We start from the raw sequence: 18,204 nt of genomic DNA, 5'->3' as shown, positions 1-18,204 counted from the left end.
AAGGTGAGCCCTATCCGTCATGGCGGGTAGGGCTTTTTTGATCCTCATTTGATCATAAGCTGTAGGTAAAATGGTATTCCATCGCTAATTTTAAAAGTGTCATTACATACATATTCTGTATTGCTACGGTGAATCCTAGAAAATGGAAGAAGCTTCAACAAACGAGTGCATTCCTATGTAAAGTAGAGTATACTGTTTAGAGTGCTACATATGTCTGTTTACTGCGTTATTTACCTTTATAACAAGCCTCTACAGCAGGTTGCCACATGTCCTGAGACAATGCAGTCGGCTGCCTACTTTTGCTATTGATCTGAACTCTATTCGGTAATGAATTTGGAATTTGTAGAAACATATCGGTCAGGTTATACGTATGTATACCAGAGTAGCTTATTTATAATAGGATGTATGCTGGTTTACACGGCTGATCTCCTGTAATGGAGAGGGATCGTTATAACCAACTTCATAAGTATAGATGAAGGCGCGGGAACTGATTTTCCTGGGCTGTATCGAGCTGATTACGACCAGTTACAGAAGCGTGAGCTTAGAGCCGCTTTGTTGCGGGGCTTCTGGGAAACTGGTACAATTTATTGCAACTGAGATTATTGAATAATCCCCCGGAAGCGTCGTGTGAATTCCATTATTCAATAATCTATCTCTTTAATTGCGCGAAAGGGGTTAACCATGCTAGGACTCGTTAAGAAAATTTTTGGTGATTCAAATGACCGTGATGTCAAACGGATCATGAAAACCGTGGACATCATCAATAATATGGAAGCGGAATTTGAGGCTTTGTCCCACGATGAGCTTCAAGGGAAGACAGCCGAGTTCCGCGAACGTCTTGAGAAAGGTGAGACGCTTGAGCAGTTGCTGCCGGAAGCTTTTGCCACTGTGCGCGAAGCATCCAAACGCCAACTGGGCATGCGTCATTTTGACGTTCAGATGATCGGTGGTATCGCTCTGCACGAGGGTAAAATCGCAGAGATGAGAACCGGTGAAGGTAAAACGCTGGTAGGTACACTGCCGGTATACCTGAACGCTCTTGAAGGTAAAGGCGCGCACGTCGTCACAGTCAATGACTATCTGGCACAGCGCGATAGCTTGCAAATGAGCCGTATTTATAACTACCTCGGTATGACGGTCGGCATCAACCTGAGCGGCATGCAGCATGAGGAGAAGCAAGCGGCTTACGCTTGTGATATCACATACGGTACGAACAATGAATTTGGCTTTGACTATCTGCGTGACAATATGGTGCTGTACAAGGAACAAATGGTACAGCGTCCACTGCACTTCTGTATCATTGACGAGGTGGACTCGATTCTGATTGACGAAGCGCGTACACCGCTGATCATTTCCGGTCAGGCTCAAAAATCGACGGAGCTGTATTTTGCAGCTGATCGTTTTGTAAAGAGCTTGAAGGCAGAAGATGATTACAGCGTCGATATCAAAGTAAAATCCGTAGCACTGACTGAAGCAGGTGTGGAAAAGGCAGAGAACTTCTTCGGCCTTGAAAACCTGTATGATAATAAAAATGTCACGATCAACCACCACGTGGTACAGGCGCTTAAAGCGAATGTAATCATGCACCGTGACGTTGATTATGTGGTATCCGAAGGCGAAGTACTGATCGTCGACGAATTCACTGGACGTCTGATGTCCGGTCGTCGTTATAGCGACGGTCTGCACCAGGCGATCGAAGCAAAAGAAGACCTCAAGGTACAAAACGAAAGTATGACGCTGGCAACGATCACGTTCCAGAACTACTTCCGTATGTATCGCAAGCTGGCGGGTATGACTGGTACAGCGAAAACAGAGGAAGAAGAATTCAAAAAGATCTACGGTCTGGAAGTGCTGCAAATTCCAACAAACCGTGTGAATCAACGTCAAGATGCACCTGACGTTGTGTATAAGAGCGTACAGAGCAAATTCCGTGCGGTAGTGAAAGAGATCGAAGAGCGCCATGCGAACAACCAGCCGGTGCTCGTTGGTACGGTATCGATCGAGAACTCCGAGTTGCTGTCCGAAATGCTGAAGCGCAAAGGCATCAAGCACCAGGTTCTGAACGCGAAATACCATGCCGAAGAAGCGGAAATTATCGCACGTGCGGGTCAACCGGGTACGGTAACGATCGCTACGAACATGGCGGGTCGCGGTACGGATATTATTCTGGGTGAAGGCGTCGCTGAAGTGGGCGGTCTGCACATTATTGGTACAGAGCGTCACGAATCTCGCCGAATCGATAACCAGCTTCGCGGTCGTGCTGGTCGTCAGGGTGACCCGGGTTCTACGCAATTTTACCTGTCACTGGGCGATGAGCTGATGAAGCGCTTTGGTGCGGATAACGTGATGAATATGATGGAGAAGCTGGGCTTTGAAGAAGATCAGCCAATCGAAAGCCGTATGATCACACGTGCTGTAGAATCTGCACAGCGCCGTGTCGAAGGTAGTAACTTTGATATGCGTAAAATCGTCCTGCAATATGACGATGTTATGAATAAGCAGCGTGAGATCATTTACAAGCAGCGCCGTGAGGTACTGGAGTCCGACAACATTCGTGAAGTTGTCCTGCAAATGATCAAGCCTTGTATCGAGCGTGTTGTTGAGGTTCACTGCGGCGACGATATTCCTGAGAACTGGGAGCTGCAAGAGGTTGCTGATTACGTGAACAACAATTTCCTGGTCGAAGCGAAGCATGTGTCCAAGCAAGAGCTGGAAGAGAAAGAAAAAGAAGAGATGATCAACTATCTGTTTGAGCGCGTTGAGCTGTACTATCTGCAACGCGAAAAAGAAATCGGCGAAGTTACGATCCGTGAGTTTGAAAAAGTCGTTGTGCTTCGTGCGGTTGACCGCAAATGGATGGATCATATCGATGCGATGGAGCAGCTGCGTCAAGGTATCCACCTGCGCGCTTACGGCGGTACTGACCCACTGCGCGAGTATCAATTCGAAGGCTTTGAAATGTTCAATCAGATGGTTGCCGACATTCAAGAAGAAGTTGCTGGCTATGTGATGAGAGCACAAATTCAAAGTGAGAGCCAACAGGAGCGTCAAGCTGTTGTAGATACAAGCAAAGTGAGCACCAACAGCTCCGAAACGGCTGAGAAGCGTCCTTCCCGTGAAGAACGTCGTCGCAGACGGAAATAAGTACAGTGGAGTAAGGTTGGATGCCTGTTGTTAGGATGCTATATGTTATATGGTATCCGATGAGTATCGTTTATCTGTAATGATCCTCATTCGCTTGTAAGGTACGTACACGATAGAACTTGCCTTAATGATATGTTATCCAGGGCAAATACATTGCCAGGAATGTCATGTATAGCGAATAACGTAGTGCGAACGAGCAGGCATTCACTAATATGTTATATAGTAATCCAAGCAAGACACTCACAGACGACAAGCGTCCCTGTGGGTGTCTTTTCGCGGATAACGGTTCTCCACTGTTGGTAACGGTTATGGTAAAGTATAATAAGCAAATGGCTCGGCTATTCCGCTGGAGCTGTATATTTTAAATGAGGTGACGTTCATGATCGAACCAAATGTAAAGCACGATCTGCGCGAAATGGCGCAGAAACTATCAAATCTTAGGGGGTCTCTTTGACTTAGATCTCAAAAATGAGATGATCGAGAACTTTGAGGTGAAAATGTCCGCACCGGATTTCTGGGACGACAATGAAGCCGCACAGGCGGTCATCGCTGAGATGAATGCAGTCAAAGGATCTGTAGATCAGTATAATAAGCTCCAGCAGGAGTATGATGATGTGAGCCTGATGGCGGAGCTGGCCGATGAGGAGCAGGACGCTGATCTGGCACAGGAAGTGACCGCAGGTGTAGAAGCACTGGTGAAGAAGATCGAGGAGTTCGAGCTGCAATTGCTGTTGAACGAGCCGTATGATAAGCTGAACGCGATTTTGGAGCTTCATCCGGGTGCCGGCGGTACAGAGTCCCAGGACTGGGCATCGATGCTGCTGCGTATGTATACACGCTGGGCAGAGAAAAGCGGCTTTAAGGTTGAGGTTATGGACTATCTGCCAGGCGATGAGGCTGGTGTGAAGAGTGTAACACTGTTGATCAAGGGCTATAATGCCTATGGTTACTTGAAGGCGGAAAAGGGCGTACACCGTCTGGTGCGTATTTCACCATTTGATTCGTCCGGTCGTCGTCATACGTCGTTCGTATCCTGTGACGTGGTTCCAGAGATTACGAATGATGCTGAGATCGAGATCCGTACAGAGGATCTGAAGGTCGATACGTACCGCGCGAGTGGTGCGGGTGGTCAGCACATCAATACAACGGATTCCGCGGTTCGGATTACGCATATTCCAAGTGGCGTGGTTGTAAGCTGTCAGACCGAGCGTTCCCAGATCAAAAACCGTGAGCGTGCGATGACGATGCTTCGTTCCAAACTGTATGAGCGGAAGATCGAAGAAGAGCGCAAGCAATTGGAAGAAATTCGTGGTGAGCAATCGGATATCGCATGGGGTAGCCAGATTCGCTCGTACGTTTTCCATCCGTACAGCATGGTGAAAGACCATCGTACACAGGTAGAGACGGGTAATATTGGTGCGGTGATGGATGGCGATCTGGATTCGTTTATCGATGGTTATCTGCGTAGCCAGTTGAAGATTGAAGTGGAATAATGAATGACGAGCCTATAGGTGGCTCGTTTGAAATACATGTTGTGCATCATACGATGGCACGATTGAAATTAAATGGTATGGATCATGTTATGAGCCGAATAGGCACCAACCATGTATCCATAAGAGCAGGCGCTATATAAGCGACTGTGCTATCGTGTAGGAACCCTGAGACTTGCTTCTTCTGCGAAGTAGGGCTCAGGGTTCTTTATTATGTGGATATTGTAAATGATACGGTATAATGGTTGGATGCTTTCATAGCAGATAGAACCTCAGGATAGGAATAACAATGGTATCGCGGTGATGTTACGTTGCAATTCAGAGCATAGGAGCGGATAATGATTCTAATTTTATAGAGATAGGAGTGCAAGCATATGAGAGGAAAACCATCATTACATAGACAAAAAATGCGTCCAAACAGTATTCGTAAAATCATGGTGGAGGCAACGCAATATGAAGATGTTATCTCAATGCAAATTGGTGAGCCAGAGGTGGATACGGCTGCACATATTGTTGCTGCCGGGCAACTGGCAATGGCGCAAGGCTATACTCATTATACGTCGAATGCAGGTCTGCCTGAATTAAGAGAGGCGATCGCCGGGCGTATGAAGCGTAAATATGATATCGATATATCTCCTGCACGCATCGTGGTCACATCGGGAGCAGTAAGTGCATTACATACGATTTTGCTCGCTCTGATCGATAGCGGGGAAGAGGTGCTCATTCCTGACCCGGGTTACCCGAACTATGAAGGCATGCTCATCATGCAGCATGCGGAGCCGGTATATTACAAAACCGATGCAGAGCGGCAATATATACCGGATATGCAGGATATCGAATCCAAAATTACGCCAGCGACCAAAGCGATCATCGTCAATTCACCTTGTAATCCGACTGGCGCGGTATATGCATGGAAGGTATGGGGAGAATTGCTGCAATTGGCGGAGCGGCATGATCTGTTTGTCATTTCGGATGAAATTTATGATGAGCTTGTATATGAAGGCGAGGTCTGTTGCCCATTACAGGTGAGACCTGATCTGGCACATCGGATTGTAAGTGTGAATGGATTTTCCAAAGGCTATGCCATGACCGGCTGGCGTCTCGGTTATATGATCGTGCCCGAGGAGTTGATCGAGCTGACCTGGAAGCTGCTGGAGCCGACAACGACCTGTGCGGCAGAGTTTACGCAAAAAGCAGGCATTGCTGCATTGACCGGGGATCAGACTCATATCGAAGAGGAGCGCTTGCGTTATCAACATAAGCGAGATCGTGCCTGCGCGCTGCTGACGCAATATGGCATCCCTCATTCGCGTCCACAGGGTGCTTTTTATATTATGGCAGATATTTCGGCGACAGGCAGAACATCAGAGCCTTTTGCATTGGAGCTGCTGCATCGATATCAGGTCATTGTTGCGCCAGGTGAAGGCTTTGGGCCAGCAGGCTTGTATAGTGTACGTATTTGTTTTGCAGGCAAGCTGGAGCAGTTGGAAGAGGGGATTCATCGTTTGGGACGTTATTATGGGGAGTTGGTTGGACGATCCAGTGAGGTGCTAGGGGAGTCTACGTTGCTGTGAAGGTAGGAGAATGATGTTTATGATTTTTATAGTTGGAGAAAATGGATAAGTGCATAGAAGGTTTGAAGCTTTAGTTTGCAGAGGTCATACTGATACTTTGCGAATTAAGGCTTTTTCTTGATTTATTATCGATAACTACTGTAGCTAATTAAACGTCTGTTGTAGCAGGCTTTACGAAGTTATATATGCAATATCGATGTATTGTGATTTCAGTGTGATTGCGCCGCTGTGGTCCTCTCCCGGGTTAAAGTGTCACCCGTTTGCCGCGTGTTCTTTCGCGAATAGCCATTTTACACTACAATAAAAGCCGCGATGTCACACAGAATGATGGATCTACGATAAGTAGTGCAGGGATGCTATACGTTCTAGCCAGGCTATACCTATCCGTGAAGCTCTAGATACAAATATAGTTATAGCTGTACATACGAATTTCATTCGCAGTATACGTACATCATCGCTATGTGACGAAATGAAGTGTGAATATGAAGGGTATGGGTGATGAAGTAATGGTAGGTTCTTCAATGACGGCAGGACGCAGGCGGAAGCCGCCGATGATTCCGCTAACCGGGCCGATTCGTAATGTGTGGGATATGGCGCTGATTGTAACGGGAGCGTTTGTGATGGCGCTGGCGTTTAATTTATTTTTGCTGCCCAATCATATTGCGTCGGGCGGTGTAGCCGGAATTTCGATTATTGCGGCGCAGGTGCTTGGCATTGAACCGGCATATACACAGTGGGTGCTGAATATTCCACTGTTTATCGCTGGGTATTTGCTGCTGGGTCGACAATCGAGTATACGTTCTTTGTTAGGGACGATTGTGCTGCCGTTGTTCATTTATATTACGCGTGATATTCCGGCACCAACGACCAATCCACTGCTGGGTGCATTATATGGCGGGATTGGTGTGGGACTGGGACTTGGCATTGTCTTTCGCGGACGTGGTTCGACGGGTGGACTGGCAATTCTGGCGCAGATTATTCATAAGCTGACCGGGTTTAGTATGTCGGTCTGTGTGAGCTTGACCGATGGTACGGTAATTTTGCTGGCAGGTATTTTGCTCAAGCCAGAGCAGGCGCTATATGCGCTGATTGGTTTATTTGTTACGAGCAAAATGATCGATGCGGTTGAGCTTGGATTTAGTAATTCTAAGGTGGCTTACATTATCTCTGAGGAGATTGAGCCGATGCGGCAGGCGATTTTGAATGATATGGATCGTGGACTGACCAAGCTGAATGCAGAAGGCGGCTATACTGGAGATGAACGAACGGTATTTATGGTTGTCGTCGGGCAAAACGAAGCGAGTCGACTCAAGACGATTGTCCGATCGGTCGATCCAGAAGCTTTCGTCGTGATCAGTAATGCGCATGAGGTATTGGGGAAAGGGTTTAAGCTGCCGGGATAATAGAGTAGCTATAGGCCGTGAAATGTGTGGATGGAGGCACGATAAAAGGTTAGGTATGAAGATAAAATGCCTATCATCGGCTGTATAGTTCGTTTTATAAAATAGGCTATGTATGCTGTTCGCTTGGCATAGGGTAACGCTGTAGTTTTAAAAATAAGATTGTGAACCCAACGCGCATCGTAATTCTAAACGTGTAATATAACCCTAAAAACAAAAGAAAATTGCAAAAGAGCACTGTACTTCGATATGGAGTGCCTGTACAAATAGACATTACAACATCCCTTGGATGTACGAATGAGTATTTGAGGCAACCTACGAGGTACAGTGCTCTTTTATATGCAACTGCGATATTTTCATGTATTCCCAGCGAATCCAGAAGCGTTAAACTAACAGTAGTCGAAATACGTAGGGGGATAGTATAGCAGCTATTCCTATGCCAGCTGTTACATAGAGTGGACACATCATAGTTATACATCATAAGCAGAGATCAACATAAGCATCGATTAACCACACTAATGAAATAAACTATAGGCGCAATCGTTGCTCGAATGAATTCATCTGAACTGTGCCCTGCTCGGAGGCATCAGCTACATGTTGCTCAGAGTGAGATTGCTGCCAATCTATGGGAGTCGCTGCCAGCCATTGCAGGGCAAGCTGGATCGTCTGTTGTTGCAGGGACACCTGTAGTGCATATACACCTGGCTCTACCGTCCACAATTGACCGGAGACCACTCCAGAATCATCGGGTTCTAGATCGCCACCTGTGGTGTCCTCTGCTGCACCGATAAATAGCTGACCGGAAGGAGCATAGAGTAGACATTGCACTTGCGCTTGCTCGATGGCCTTCATAATATGCACATCATATGTACCATCGTCTTCTACATGTAGCAGAGCGATGTGACCGTTATTTATCTCCTCTAGCTCATCCTCTTCAAGCGTCCACCAGTCGGGAGTATCGTCCAGTCGATGACGAATGGCCTGTAGATCAAAGATCGATAAGGCTGCTGTATCGGTTGTAAATGAAAATGAAGCTTGCATGCGATGATTCCTCCAGTATGAATAGGATGATACGAATAAAGTAATCACAATTTACAGTAAAGTAGTGTAACGGATGATAGTACGGAAGCCAATTTTTCAAGGAAAGACTGAATACAGATAGCATAAAATCGGATGAATACTCATAAAAGTAAAATGAACTATCATTTATCTTAACATAACATCGTCCTATCATTCGAGTTACACCGAGCCGCATGGAAGCTCAGTATGTAGCTTCAATGCGCTTAAAATAATGTTTGTATTCAAGGTTGTATTTATATTACATCGGATGTATAATAATACACAGATTATTCATCGGACAAAACAATGTATCGCAGCAGACCATCACCTTTATCCTCCGAATACAGGAGAAGGATATAATCACAACAGATGCTGTTGCCAGGGTACTGAACAGGGGGAAATGCACGTGAGTTCACATCAACTAAAAGTTGCTATCGTAGGTTCCACTGGCTACGGCGGGGTGGAACTGATTCGTTTTTTACAGCATCATCCGAATGTAACGATTACATCCGTTATTTCGGCTTCCAGTAGTGGCAAGCCGATCTCAGAGCAATTCCCGCATCTGAACGGTATGCTGGATATGGTGCTGGATGGTGTCGATCCACAGGAAACGGCAAGTAAGGCGGATCTGGTCTTTCTCGCTACGCCATCTGGTGTGAGCAGTGAGCTTGTGCCGCAGTATCTGGAAGCGGGTCTGAAAGTGATCGATCTATCGGGTGACTACCGCTTAAAGGATACGAATCAATATGAAAAATGGTATAAGCATAAGCCAGCGCCAGCGGATGTACTTGCTGAGGCAGTATACGGATTGTGCGAGCTAAAGGATAACGATGTACGTGATGTACGACTGATATCGAATCCAGGCTGCTATTCGACTGCATCGCTGCTCGGTTTGTTGCCCGCTGTAGAAGCAGGTTGGGTCAACACCGATACGATTATTATCGATGCCAAGTCCGGCGTATCCGGTGCAGGTCGTGGTACAAGCCTGACGTCCCATTATGCGGAAATGAACGAAAACTTCAAAGCCTACAAGGTTAACAAGCATCAGCATATTCCTGAAATTGAGCAGGTACTCAGTGAGGTAGCGAATAAACCGGTACAGGTGACCTTCACTACGCATCTGGTGCCGATGACACGTGGAATTATGAGCACGATGTATATGAAAACAGACGGTGGTCATTCCGAGCAGGAATGGATTGATTTGTACCGTAATTATTATAAAGAGCGCCCGTTTGTACGTGTGCGTTCCGCAGGACAATGGCCAGCGACCAAAGAAGTCACAGGCTCAAACTATTGCGATATCGGATTTGCACTGGATGAGCGTACAGGACGGATGACGGTGATCTCAGTCATCGATAATCTGGTTAAAGGAGCAGCCGGTCAGGCGATCCAGAACCTGAATCTAATGATGGGCTGGGAGGAAAACCTCGGTCTGAATATGGTTCCAGTGTACCCGTAAGCAGCTCGTTTTATTGTAGAACGGTTCAAGATGTAAAGCTTTCTAAAGTATAAAAACTGTCTGTAAAAGGAATACGTCATTCCATCTATCTACAAAGTATATCCACATCGTCGACCAGGAAGTGAGAGGAGATATCATGTCAGATCAATTGTTCAAACCGATTCAAGGTGGCTCTGTAACTACACCGTCAGGATTCCAAGCAGCAGGTCTGCATTGCGGACTGAAAAAAACAGAGCGTAATGATCTGGGCGTTATTGTATGTGATGTTCCAGCAACAGCGGCTGCTGTGTATACAACGAATCTGTTTCAAGCGGCACCGCTACAGGTGACACGCGATAGCCTATCCAATGGCACACTGCGCGCGGTTGTCGTGAATAGCGGTAATGCAAATGCCTGCACAGGGCAGCAAGGGGAGCAGGATGCGTATGCGATGCGTGCGGAAACCGCGCGTCAGCTTGGTCTGGATGAACAGGATGTGGCAGTAGCCTCTACAGGTGTAATCGGCGAATTGTTGAAAATGGATCGTGTGATTGCTGGAATCGAACGGCTGCCGGAGCAGCTTGGTTATGAGCCGAATCATGCGGAAGCCTTTTGCCAGTCGATCTTGACGACCGATCTGGTGAAAAAGGAAATCTGCGTGCAGGTGGAAGTGAATGGTATTGAAGTGAATATTGCTGGTGCAGCCAAAGGCTCGGGCATGATTCATCCGAATATGGCGACGATGCTGGCATTTATGACAACCGATGCGGTCATTCCAGCCGATGCGCTACAGCTGCTACTACGCGATACGACAGATCGTACATTTAATATGATTACGGTTGATGGTGATACAAGTACAAATGATATGCTCGTTGTGATGGCGAGTGGACATGCAGGTAATCTGGAGTTGACACCAGAGCATGAAGATTGGGCAGCTTTTGCCGCAGCATTTCGTCATGTGTGTGAGCATCTAGCACAGGCGATTGCTCGCGATGGAGAAGGAGCAACCAAGCTGGTTGAGGTGGAAGTGACCGGAGCGGTAAGCGACCTGTCTGCACGAGCGATTGCGAAGACGGTTATTGGCTCCAGTCTGGTGAAATCGGCAATGTTTGGTGCAGATGCGAACTGGGGACGCGTCATTGCCGCGGTAGGACGTGCGGGTGAACCGGTTGATGTGAATACAGTCGATATTCGCTTGGGCGATATTGTTGTGCTGACGGCATCACGTCCGGTGCCTTTTGATGAAGAAGCAGCGCTGGAGTATCTTAAAGGAGATACGGTACGTATTACGGTAGATTTGCATTATGGTGAGGGTCAGGCCATCGCATGGGGCTGTGACCTCACATATGATTATGTGCGTATTAATGCTGCTTACCGTACATAAATGAAGCGGTGAGATGGATAGTTGGATTAGATGTAATGATAGTGCTGTAGCTTGGTTGTAAAAATGTTGGTGCGCGATGGATTAGGATATGTTGTGAAGTTAAGTTGTATTTTATGGGATATCGCGTTAGGAATGCGTTAACGCTAAATGTAAGATATTTTGCGGTCGCAAAAATCACTTTTGTATTGAACCTCGCGTTAGAAATGCGCTAACGCTAGAAATATAAGATATTTTGCTATCGCAAAAATCATGTTTGTATTGAACCTCGCGTTAGAAATTCGCTAACGCTAGAAACGGAGGGGAAGCGATGACTGGACAAGCGGGGCAGACCTTTGTTATGAAATGCGGAGGCAGCACGTTGGCTGCGTTGCCGGATTCGTTTTTTGAAGACTTGCAGCAGATTCAGGAATCCGGCGTTCAGCCGGTAATTGTACATGGTGGCGGTCCGGCGATTTCGGACAATCTAGCGAAGCTGGGGATTGAGACGGAATTTGTGGGCGGCTTACGTAAGACAACCGAAGAGGTGCTGGATGTGGTAGAGATGGTGCTTTCGGGCAGCATCAACAAGCAGATCGTCCGACGAATTCAGGGCAGCCGGGCAAAAGCGATCGGCATCTCTGGTGTCGACGGCGGTCTGATCCAGGCCAAACCGGTTGCCAATTCTGCGGAGGTTGGACTGGTCGGGGATGTTACGTATGTAGAAGCCACGATTATTCGAGCGATTACGAATCTGGGCTATATGCCAGTCATCGCCCCTGTCGGGGTAGATGCTACAGGGCAGCGGTACAATATTAATGCCGATACGGCAGCAGGTGCGGTTGCTTCGCATCTGGGCGTACCACGTATGATCGTAGTGACGGATGTGCCCGGTATTATGCGTACAGTCGAGGGTGAGAAGGTTGTATTACCTCAGGTCACGATTGAGGATACGCAGCATATGATCGAGACGGGCGAAATTTATGGAGGTATGATCCCGAAGGTGAAGGCGGCAGTTGCTTGCATTCAGGGAGACGTGCAGGAGGTTATTATTGTCGACGGAAGCGAGCCGGGTATTCTCAGCCGCGTGCTGAATGGAGACGCAGTTGGAACACGTATTGTACGCCAGACGGTGCTGTAGCAGCATTGTAACGATAAATAGAGTAGATGGATGTTGTGAGTCAAGGTAGAGGCGAGTAGAGGCTTACAGGAGCTGTATTTTAAAATCAATTATTTAAGGAGCGTGACCAGCATGACGAATCCGATGAGCAATGAGCCATCAGCAACAAATGAAAGTGCATTATTTCCTTCTTATGCGCGCTATCCGCTTGCATTTGTAAAAGGAAAAGGCAGTTATCTGTGGGATGCCGAAGGAAACAAATATCTCGATTTCATGTGCGGTCTGGCGGTTACGAATCTGGGGCATGCTCCTGAGCCTGTGGCTGCTAAGCTAAAAGAGCAACTGGATCAGCTATGGCACACATCGAATCTATTCCAGATTCCGAATCAGGAAAAGGCAGCTCAGATGCTGACGTCAATCACCTCCGGTGATGCGGTATTTTTCTGTAATAGCGGAGCGGAAGCGAATGAAGCAGCGATCAAGCTGGCACGTAAATATCAGCAGAAGATTAAGGGCGAAGAGCGCTACGAAATCATTACCTTTACCCAATCCTTCCATGGACGGACGCTCGCAACACTGACAGCGACAGGGCAGGACAAGGTAAAAGAAGGATTCCACCCGTTGCCAGCTGGCTTTATCACAGTGCCGCTGAATGATCTGGATGCATTGCAAAAGGTGATCGGTCCTCATACTGCCGCCATTATGCTGGAAATGATTCAAGCCGAGGGTGGCGTCTATCCGGCAGAGGTTGCTTATGTGCAAGCCGTAGCCGAGCTGTGCAAGCAGCATGGCGTGTTGCTGATCATTGACGAGATTCAAACAGGCATGGGACGTACAGGTAAGCTGCTCGCATCCGAGCATTATGGTATTGAACCGGATATTTTCACACTGGCAAAAGGTCTGGCTAGCGGCTTCCCAGTTGGCGCGATGGTAGGTAAAGCGTATTTGAAGGAAGCCTTTACCGCAGGCAGTCATGGCTCTACATTTGGCGGTACACCACTTGCGACAGCAGCAGTGATAGCTACACTAGAAACGATGCAGGAGCAAAACGTCGTTCAGCACGCAGCAGAGATGGGCGACTATCTGATGCAGCAGCTGGAAGACAAGCTGAGCAGCCATCCATTTGTCATCGAGATTCGTGGTAAAGGTCTGATGATCGGAATCGAATGTACGGCTCCAATTAATGAGTTGATTCTTGCTGGACAGAAAAAGGGACTGCTGTTCGTAAGCGCGGGGCCTAACGTCATTCGTCTGCTGCCGAACCTGCTCATTACGAAGGAAGAGATCGATCATGCGGTAACGATTCTGAGCGAGCTTATTCAGGAGCATGCGCCGGTTGTTGGAACGGCTGGAGCTAATAGTAACTGAACAGCGGAGCGTGATCAGACGAGCTAGCAGCCAAGAAATCGAGCATCGTGTTCTTTATCCGCGAATGCAAGTATAGGCTGCTATTACAAACGATGAACCAGGCGAACACCAATCCTAGCTACGGAATGCCTCATGGGATTCCGTACTACACATAGAACAGAGTAGCTATCCACAAGGGAGGAATACCATTGGCAGATACAGCACAGACGGGCAAGCTGGAACTGAGCCATTTTAAAGGCAAAGACTTTATCGAACTAAGTGACTTTACAGCGGAGGAGATTGAATTTCTGATCGACTTTGCTATCGAACTCAAGCGTAAACAGAAAGCAGGCGAAGCGTATCGTCCGCTGGAAGGTAAGACGGTCGGGCTTATTTTTGAAAAATCGTCCACACGGACACGGGTATCGTTCGAGGTAGGTACGTATCAGCTTGGTGGACATGCACTGTTCCTGAGCAAAAACGATATCCAGATGGGACGCGGTGAAACGATTGCCGATACCGCACAGGTCATGTCGCGTTATCTGGATGGCATCATGATCCGTACATTCGGACATGAAAATGTAACCGAACTAGCCAAATATGCAGACATCCCGGTAATTAACGGACTGAGCGATCTGGGACATCCATGTCAGGTACTGGCGGATTTCCAAACGATTGTTGAGCATAAAGGTAAGCTGAAAGGCTTGAAGCTCGCTTACGTCGGTGATGGTAACAATATGGCGCATTCGCTCATGATCGGCGGCGCACGTGTAGGGCTGGATGTGTACGTGGCGAGTCCAGAAGGCTATGAGCCAGATGCCGAGGTATTGAAGCAATGTCAGGAGCTGGCGGCAGAGAGCGGTGCGACGATCAAGGTCGTGCGTGATCCGAAGGAAGCGGTGGAGAACGCAGATGTGATCTATACCGATGTATGGGCAAGCATGGGCTTTGAAGAGGAGCAAAAGGTACGCGAGCAAGCCTTTGCCGATTACCAGGTGAACGAGCAGCTCGTAAGTCACGCGAAGTCGGATTATATTTTCCTGCACTGTCTACCAGCACACCGCGGCGAGGAAGTAAGCGCGGGCGTGATTGATGGTGGCAACAGCGTTATTTTCGATGAAGCGGAAAATCGTCTGCATGCGCAGAAAGCGATTATGGCGGCATTGATCGGCTAAATGGATGGACGGCGAACGAGTCGCCTGTGTGGCGGCTGAATCGTGTATAATGACTACATCAGACCAAAACCTTTTGACCGTATGCGGATGAAGCCTGCCTGGAATGCTACATTCCGGCTTCACTGCACGGTGTCAAAAGGTTTTATATTGGAGGGCATATTAGCAATGGCAAAAGACAAAATCGTTCTAGCATACTCCGGTGGATTGGATACATCCATCATTCTGAAATGGCTGAAAGAAACATACGATGCTGAGATTATCACATTCACAGCAGATATCGGACAGGCTGACGAGCTGGATGGTCTGGAAGAAAAAGCACTCGCTACGGGCGCATCCAAAGTATATATCGATGATCTGCGTGCTGAATTTGCAGAGGACTTCATTTATCCAATGTTCCAGGCTGGCGCATTGTATGAAGGACAATACCTGCTCGGTACCAGTATTGCACGTCCACTGATCGCGAAGCGTATGGTCGAGATTGCTCGCGCAGAAGGCGCAATTGCCATTGCTCACGGTGCAACAGGTAAAGGGAATGACCAGGTTCGTTTTGAGCTGAACGCAGCTGCACTGGCACCGGAAATTAAAGTTATCGCACCATGGCGTCTGGAGCAATTCCGCGCTGACTTCCCGGGTCGCGCTGAGATGATCGCTTATGCAGAATCTCATGACATTCCCGTAACTGCATCGGCAGCGAAGCCTTATTCAACTGACCGTAACCTGCTGCATATCAGCTACGAGAGCGGCGTGCTGGAAGATCCAAACTTCGACGCAAGTGCAGAGGACAACAAAGACATGTTCCTGCTGAGCGTATCGCCAGAGGATGCACCGGATCAACCGGAAATGCTGGAGCTGGAATTTGAAAAAGGTAACTGTGTTGCATTGAACGGTCAAAAGCTAACTCCACTGGAAGCAATGGAGAAGCTGAATGAGCTGGGCGGCAAGCATGGTATCGGTCGTGTCGATATGGTCGAAAACCGTTTTGTCGGCATGAAGAGTCGTGGCGTGTATGAGACACCGGGTGGAACCATTCTGTTCACTGCACACCGTAAAATGGAATCCCTCACGATGGATCGCGAAGTAATGAGCCTGCGTGACTCGCTGATTACACGTTATGCGAATCTGGTGTACAACGGTTTCTGGTTCGCTCCGGAGCGTCTTGCCCTGCAAGCACTCGTAACCGAAAGTCAGAAAAACGTAACCGGTACGGTACGTGTGAAGCTGTACAAAGGCAATGTAATCGCAGCTGGACTGAGCAGCCCATACAGTCTGTACAACCCGGATATCGCGACAATGGAAGCTGATCCAACAAATGCTTACGATCAAGGCGATGCAGCAGGCTTTATCCAGCTGAACGCACTGCGTCTGAAAGTTAATGCAGGTGTACAGCAAGCAGCAAGCCAAGCGAAGCAAGGAGTGTGACCAGCAGCATGAGCAAACTTTGGGGTGGACGGTTTACCAAACAAACGAATCATCTGGTCGAGGAATATACCGCCTCGATCCATTTCGATAAAGCATTAGCAGAAGAAGATATTCAAGGGAGTCTGGCGCATGTAACGATGCTGGGCAAATGCGGCATCGTACCCGCTGAAGATGTGGAGACGATCAAGGCAGGTCTGAACAAGGTACTGGACAAAATCCGTGCAGGTCAGGTCGAGTTCTCCGTTTCCGATGAAGATATTCATATGAATATTGAAAAGCATCTGATCGAAGAGATCGGCGCGGTGGGTGGTAAGCTACACACCGGACGTAGCCGGAACGATCAGGTGGCTACCGATATGCATCTATACTTACGTAATCGTGCGGTAGAGCTAGTTGGTCTGCTGCATGCATTGCAGGAATCCCTGATCAATCAGGCGAAAAATAATCTGGATACGATCATTCCAGGCTACACACATCTACAGCGTGCCCAGCCGATCCTGTTCGCGCATCATCTGATGGCATATGTATCGATGTTCGAGCGCGATATCGATCGCCTGAAGGATAGCTACAAGCGTATCAATGTACTGCCACTGGGCGCAGGCGCACTGGCAGGAACGACATTCCCAATTGATCGCCATTTTGTAGCCGAGCAGCTTGGCTTTGATGGTGTATACGAAAATAGTCTGGATGCTGTAAGTGATCGCGACTTTATCGTCGAGTTCCTTGCAGGTGCTTCGCTGATCATGACACATCTGTCTCGTCTGAGCGAAGAGCTGGTACTGTGGAGCAGCACCGAGTTTAATTTTATCGAGCTAGACGATGCTTTCTGCACAGGCAGCAGCATCATGCCACAAAAGAAAAACCCGGACGTAGCCGAACTCGTACGCGGTAAAACCGGTCGTGTTTACGGTAACCTGATCGGTCTGCTGACTGTACTCAAGTCGCTTCCATTGGCGTACAACAAAGACATGCAGGAAGACAAAGAGGGCATGTTCGATACCGTTGCTACCTTGGAAGGCGCATTACAGCTATTCGCACCGATGATCGCAACGATGAAGGTCAACACCGGACGCATGCGCGAAGCCGTAAACAAAGACTTCTCCAACGCAACCGACATCGCTGACTTCCTCGTCGGAAAAGGACTCCCTTTCCGCCAAGCGCATGAAGTGATCGGTAAAACTGTCCTGTACTGCATTCAGGAAGGCAAATACCTGCTCGACCTGAGCCTGGAAGAATTCCAACAATTCTCTCCCCTGTTCGACGACACCATCTACCACGTCCTGCAACCGGAAACCGTCGTTAACGCCCGCAACGTCTACGGCGGCACAGCAACCGTACAGGTCGAACAAGCCATCGAACGCGCAGGCAGCAAGCTTCAACACACCACAACATGGTTAGAGCAACACGCTTAATTCCTAAGCCAGGCATGTCGCATAGTTGCAGGATGTATCTGCAAAGCAAATACATTGGCTACACAGCCCATACCCAGCAGCTGCTCTAAAACCAACATAAATTAAAACCTGAAAAGCTCATGCCTCACTTTTCGCAAGATAAGTGTGCATGAGCTTTTTTGCTGTACTTACCACCTTTCAAGTATGAGCAAGCTTCATTAGTGTTGCTGTAGTTTATTATTGCTGCATTAATGAATGATTATTGTACTTATAGTTGAAGGGTTAAT

At 47.9% G+C, this 18,204-nt stretch carries 12 protein-coding genes; 11 read left to right on the top strand and 1 reads right to left on the bottom strand.

Annotated features, from left to right (window positions below; translation table 11 throughout):
* Positions 1–681: 681 nt before the first annotated feature.
* The 4 genes from secA to IEX62_RS03825 all read left to right on the top strand — a co-directional run bounded on the left by secA (position 682) and on the right by IEX62_RS03825 (position 7,611).
* Complete coding sequence (gene secA / locus IEX62_RS03840) at positions 682–3,144, top strand: preprotein translocase subunit SecA (RefSeq protein ID WP_188774110.1); 2,463 nt, start codon at positions 682–684, stop codon at positions 3,142–3,144.
* Positions 3,145–3,523: 379 nt separating this feature from the next.
* A protein-coding gene (gene prfB / locus IEX62_RS03835; RefSeq protein WP_188774109.1) for a peptide chain release factor 2 occupies positions 3,524–4,637 on the top strand; the annotation gives its coding sequence in 2 pieces (ribosomal slippage) (positions 3,524–3,595 and positions 3,597–4,637; 1,113 coding nt in all).
* A 371-nt stretch (positions 4,638–5,008) separates the two neighbouring features.
* Positions 5,009–6,208 (top strand): pyridoxal phosphate-dependent aminotransferase, encoded by a 1,200-nt coding sequence (locus tag IEX62_RS03830; protein ID WP_188774108.1) that lies wholly within the window; start codon positions 5,009–5,011, stop codon positions 6,206–6,208.
* Between the two features lie 491 nt (positions 6,209–6,699).
* Positions 6,700–7,611 (top strand): YitT family protein, encoded by a 912-nt coding sequence (locus IEX62_RS03825; RefSeq protein ID WP_373289094.1) that lies wholly within the window; start codon positions 6,700–6,702, stop codon positions 7,609–7,611.
* A 525-nt stretch (positions 7,612–8,136) separates the two neighbouring features.
* Here IEX62_RS03825 and IEX62_RS03820 read toward each other — a convergent pair.
* Positions 8,137–8,649: a DUF6386 family protein gene (locus IEX62_RS03820; protein ID WP_188774107.1), complete on the bottom strand. Its 513-nt coding sequence runs from the start codon at positions 8,647–8,649 to the stop codon at positions 8,137–8,139.
* 418 nt (positions 8,650–9,067) lie between these two features.
* On the opposite strand from IEX62_RS03820, the gene argC reads away from it, so the two are divergent.
* The 7 genes from argC (at position 9,068) to argH (ending at position 17,938) form a co-directional block, all read left to right on the top strand.
* Positions 9,068–10,126, top strand: a complete 1,059-nt coding sequence (argC, locus tag IEX62_RS03815) for an N-acetyl-gamma-glutamyl-phosphate reductase (RefSeq protein WP_188774106.1) — start codon at positions 9,068–9,070, stop codon at positions 10,124–10,126.
* A gap of 136 nt (positions 10,127–10,262) precedes the next feature.
* Positions 10,263–11,489 (top strand): bifunctional glutamate N-acetyltransferase/amino-acid acetyltransferase ArgJ, encoded by a 1,227-nt coding sequence (gene argJ / locus IEX62_RS03810; RefSeq protein WP_188774105.1) that lies wholly within the window; start codon positions 10,263–10,265, stop codon positions 11,487–11,489.
* A gap of 307 nt (positions 11,490–11,796) precedes the next feature.
* A complete protein-coding gene (argB, locus tag IEX62_RS03805; protein WP_188774104.1) occupies positions 11,797–12,606 on the top strand; it encodes an acetylglutamate kinase in 810 nt (269 codons plus the stop codon).
* Between the two features lie 111 nt (positions 12,607–12,717).
* Positions 12,718–13,953 carry an acetylornithine transaminase gene (gene argD / locus IEX62_RS03800; RefSeq protein WP_188774103.1) on the top strand — a complete coding sequence of 412 codons (1,236 nt, stop codon included), beginning with the start codon at positions 12,718–12,720 and terminating at the stop codon, positions 13,951–13,953.
* Positions 13,954–14,141: 188 nt separating this feature from the next.
* Entirely contained in the window at positions 14,142–15,107 is a 966-nt protein-coding gene (argF, locus tag IEX62_RS03795; RefSeq protein WP_188774102.1) for an ornithine carbamoyltransferase, read from the top strand.
* Positions 15,108–15,272: 165 nt separating this feature from the next.
* Complete coding sequence (locus IEX62_RS03790) at positions 15,273–16,526, top strand: argininosuccinate synthase (RefSeq protein ID WP_188774101.1); 1,254 nt, start codon at positions 15,273–15,275, stop codon at positions 16,524–16,526.
* Between the two features lie 8 nt (positions 16,527–16,534).
* Positions 16,535–17,938, top strand: a complete 1,404-nt coding sequence (gene argH / locus IEX62_RS03785) for an argininosuccinate lyase (RefSeq protein WP_188774100.1) — start codon at positions 16,535–16,537, stop codon at positions 17,936–17,938.
* The last annotated feature ends 266 nt before the right edge of the window (positions 17,939–18,204 follow it).

It is taken from the genome of Paenibacillus hunanensis, from assembly GCF_014645615.1.
Lineage (GTDB): Bacteria > Bacillota > Bacilli > Paenibacillales > Paenibacillaceae > Saccharibacillus > Saccharibacillus hunanensis.
This window is presented reverse-complemented; position numbering and strand designations above follow the sequence as displayed.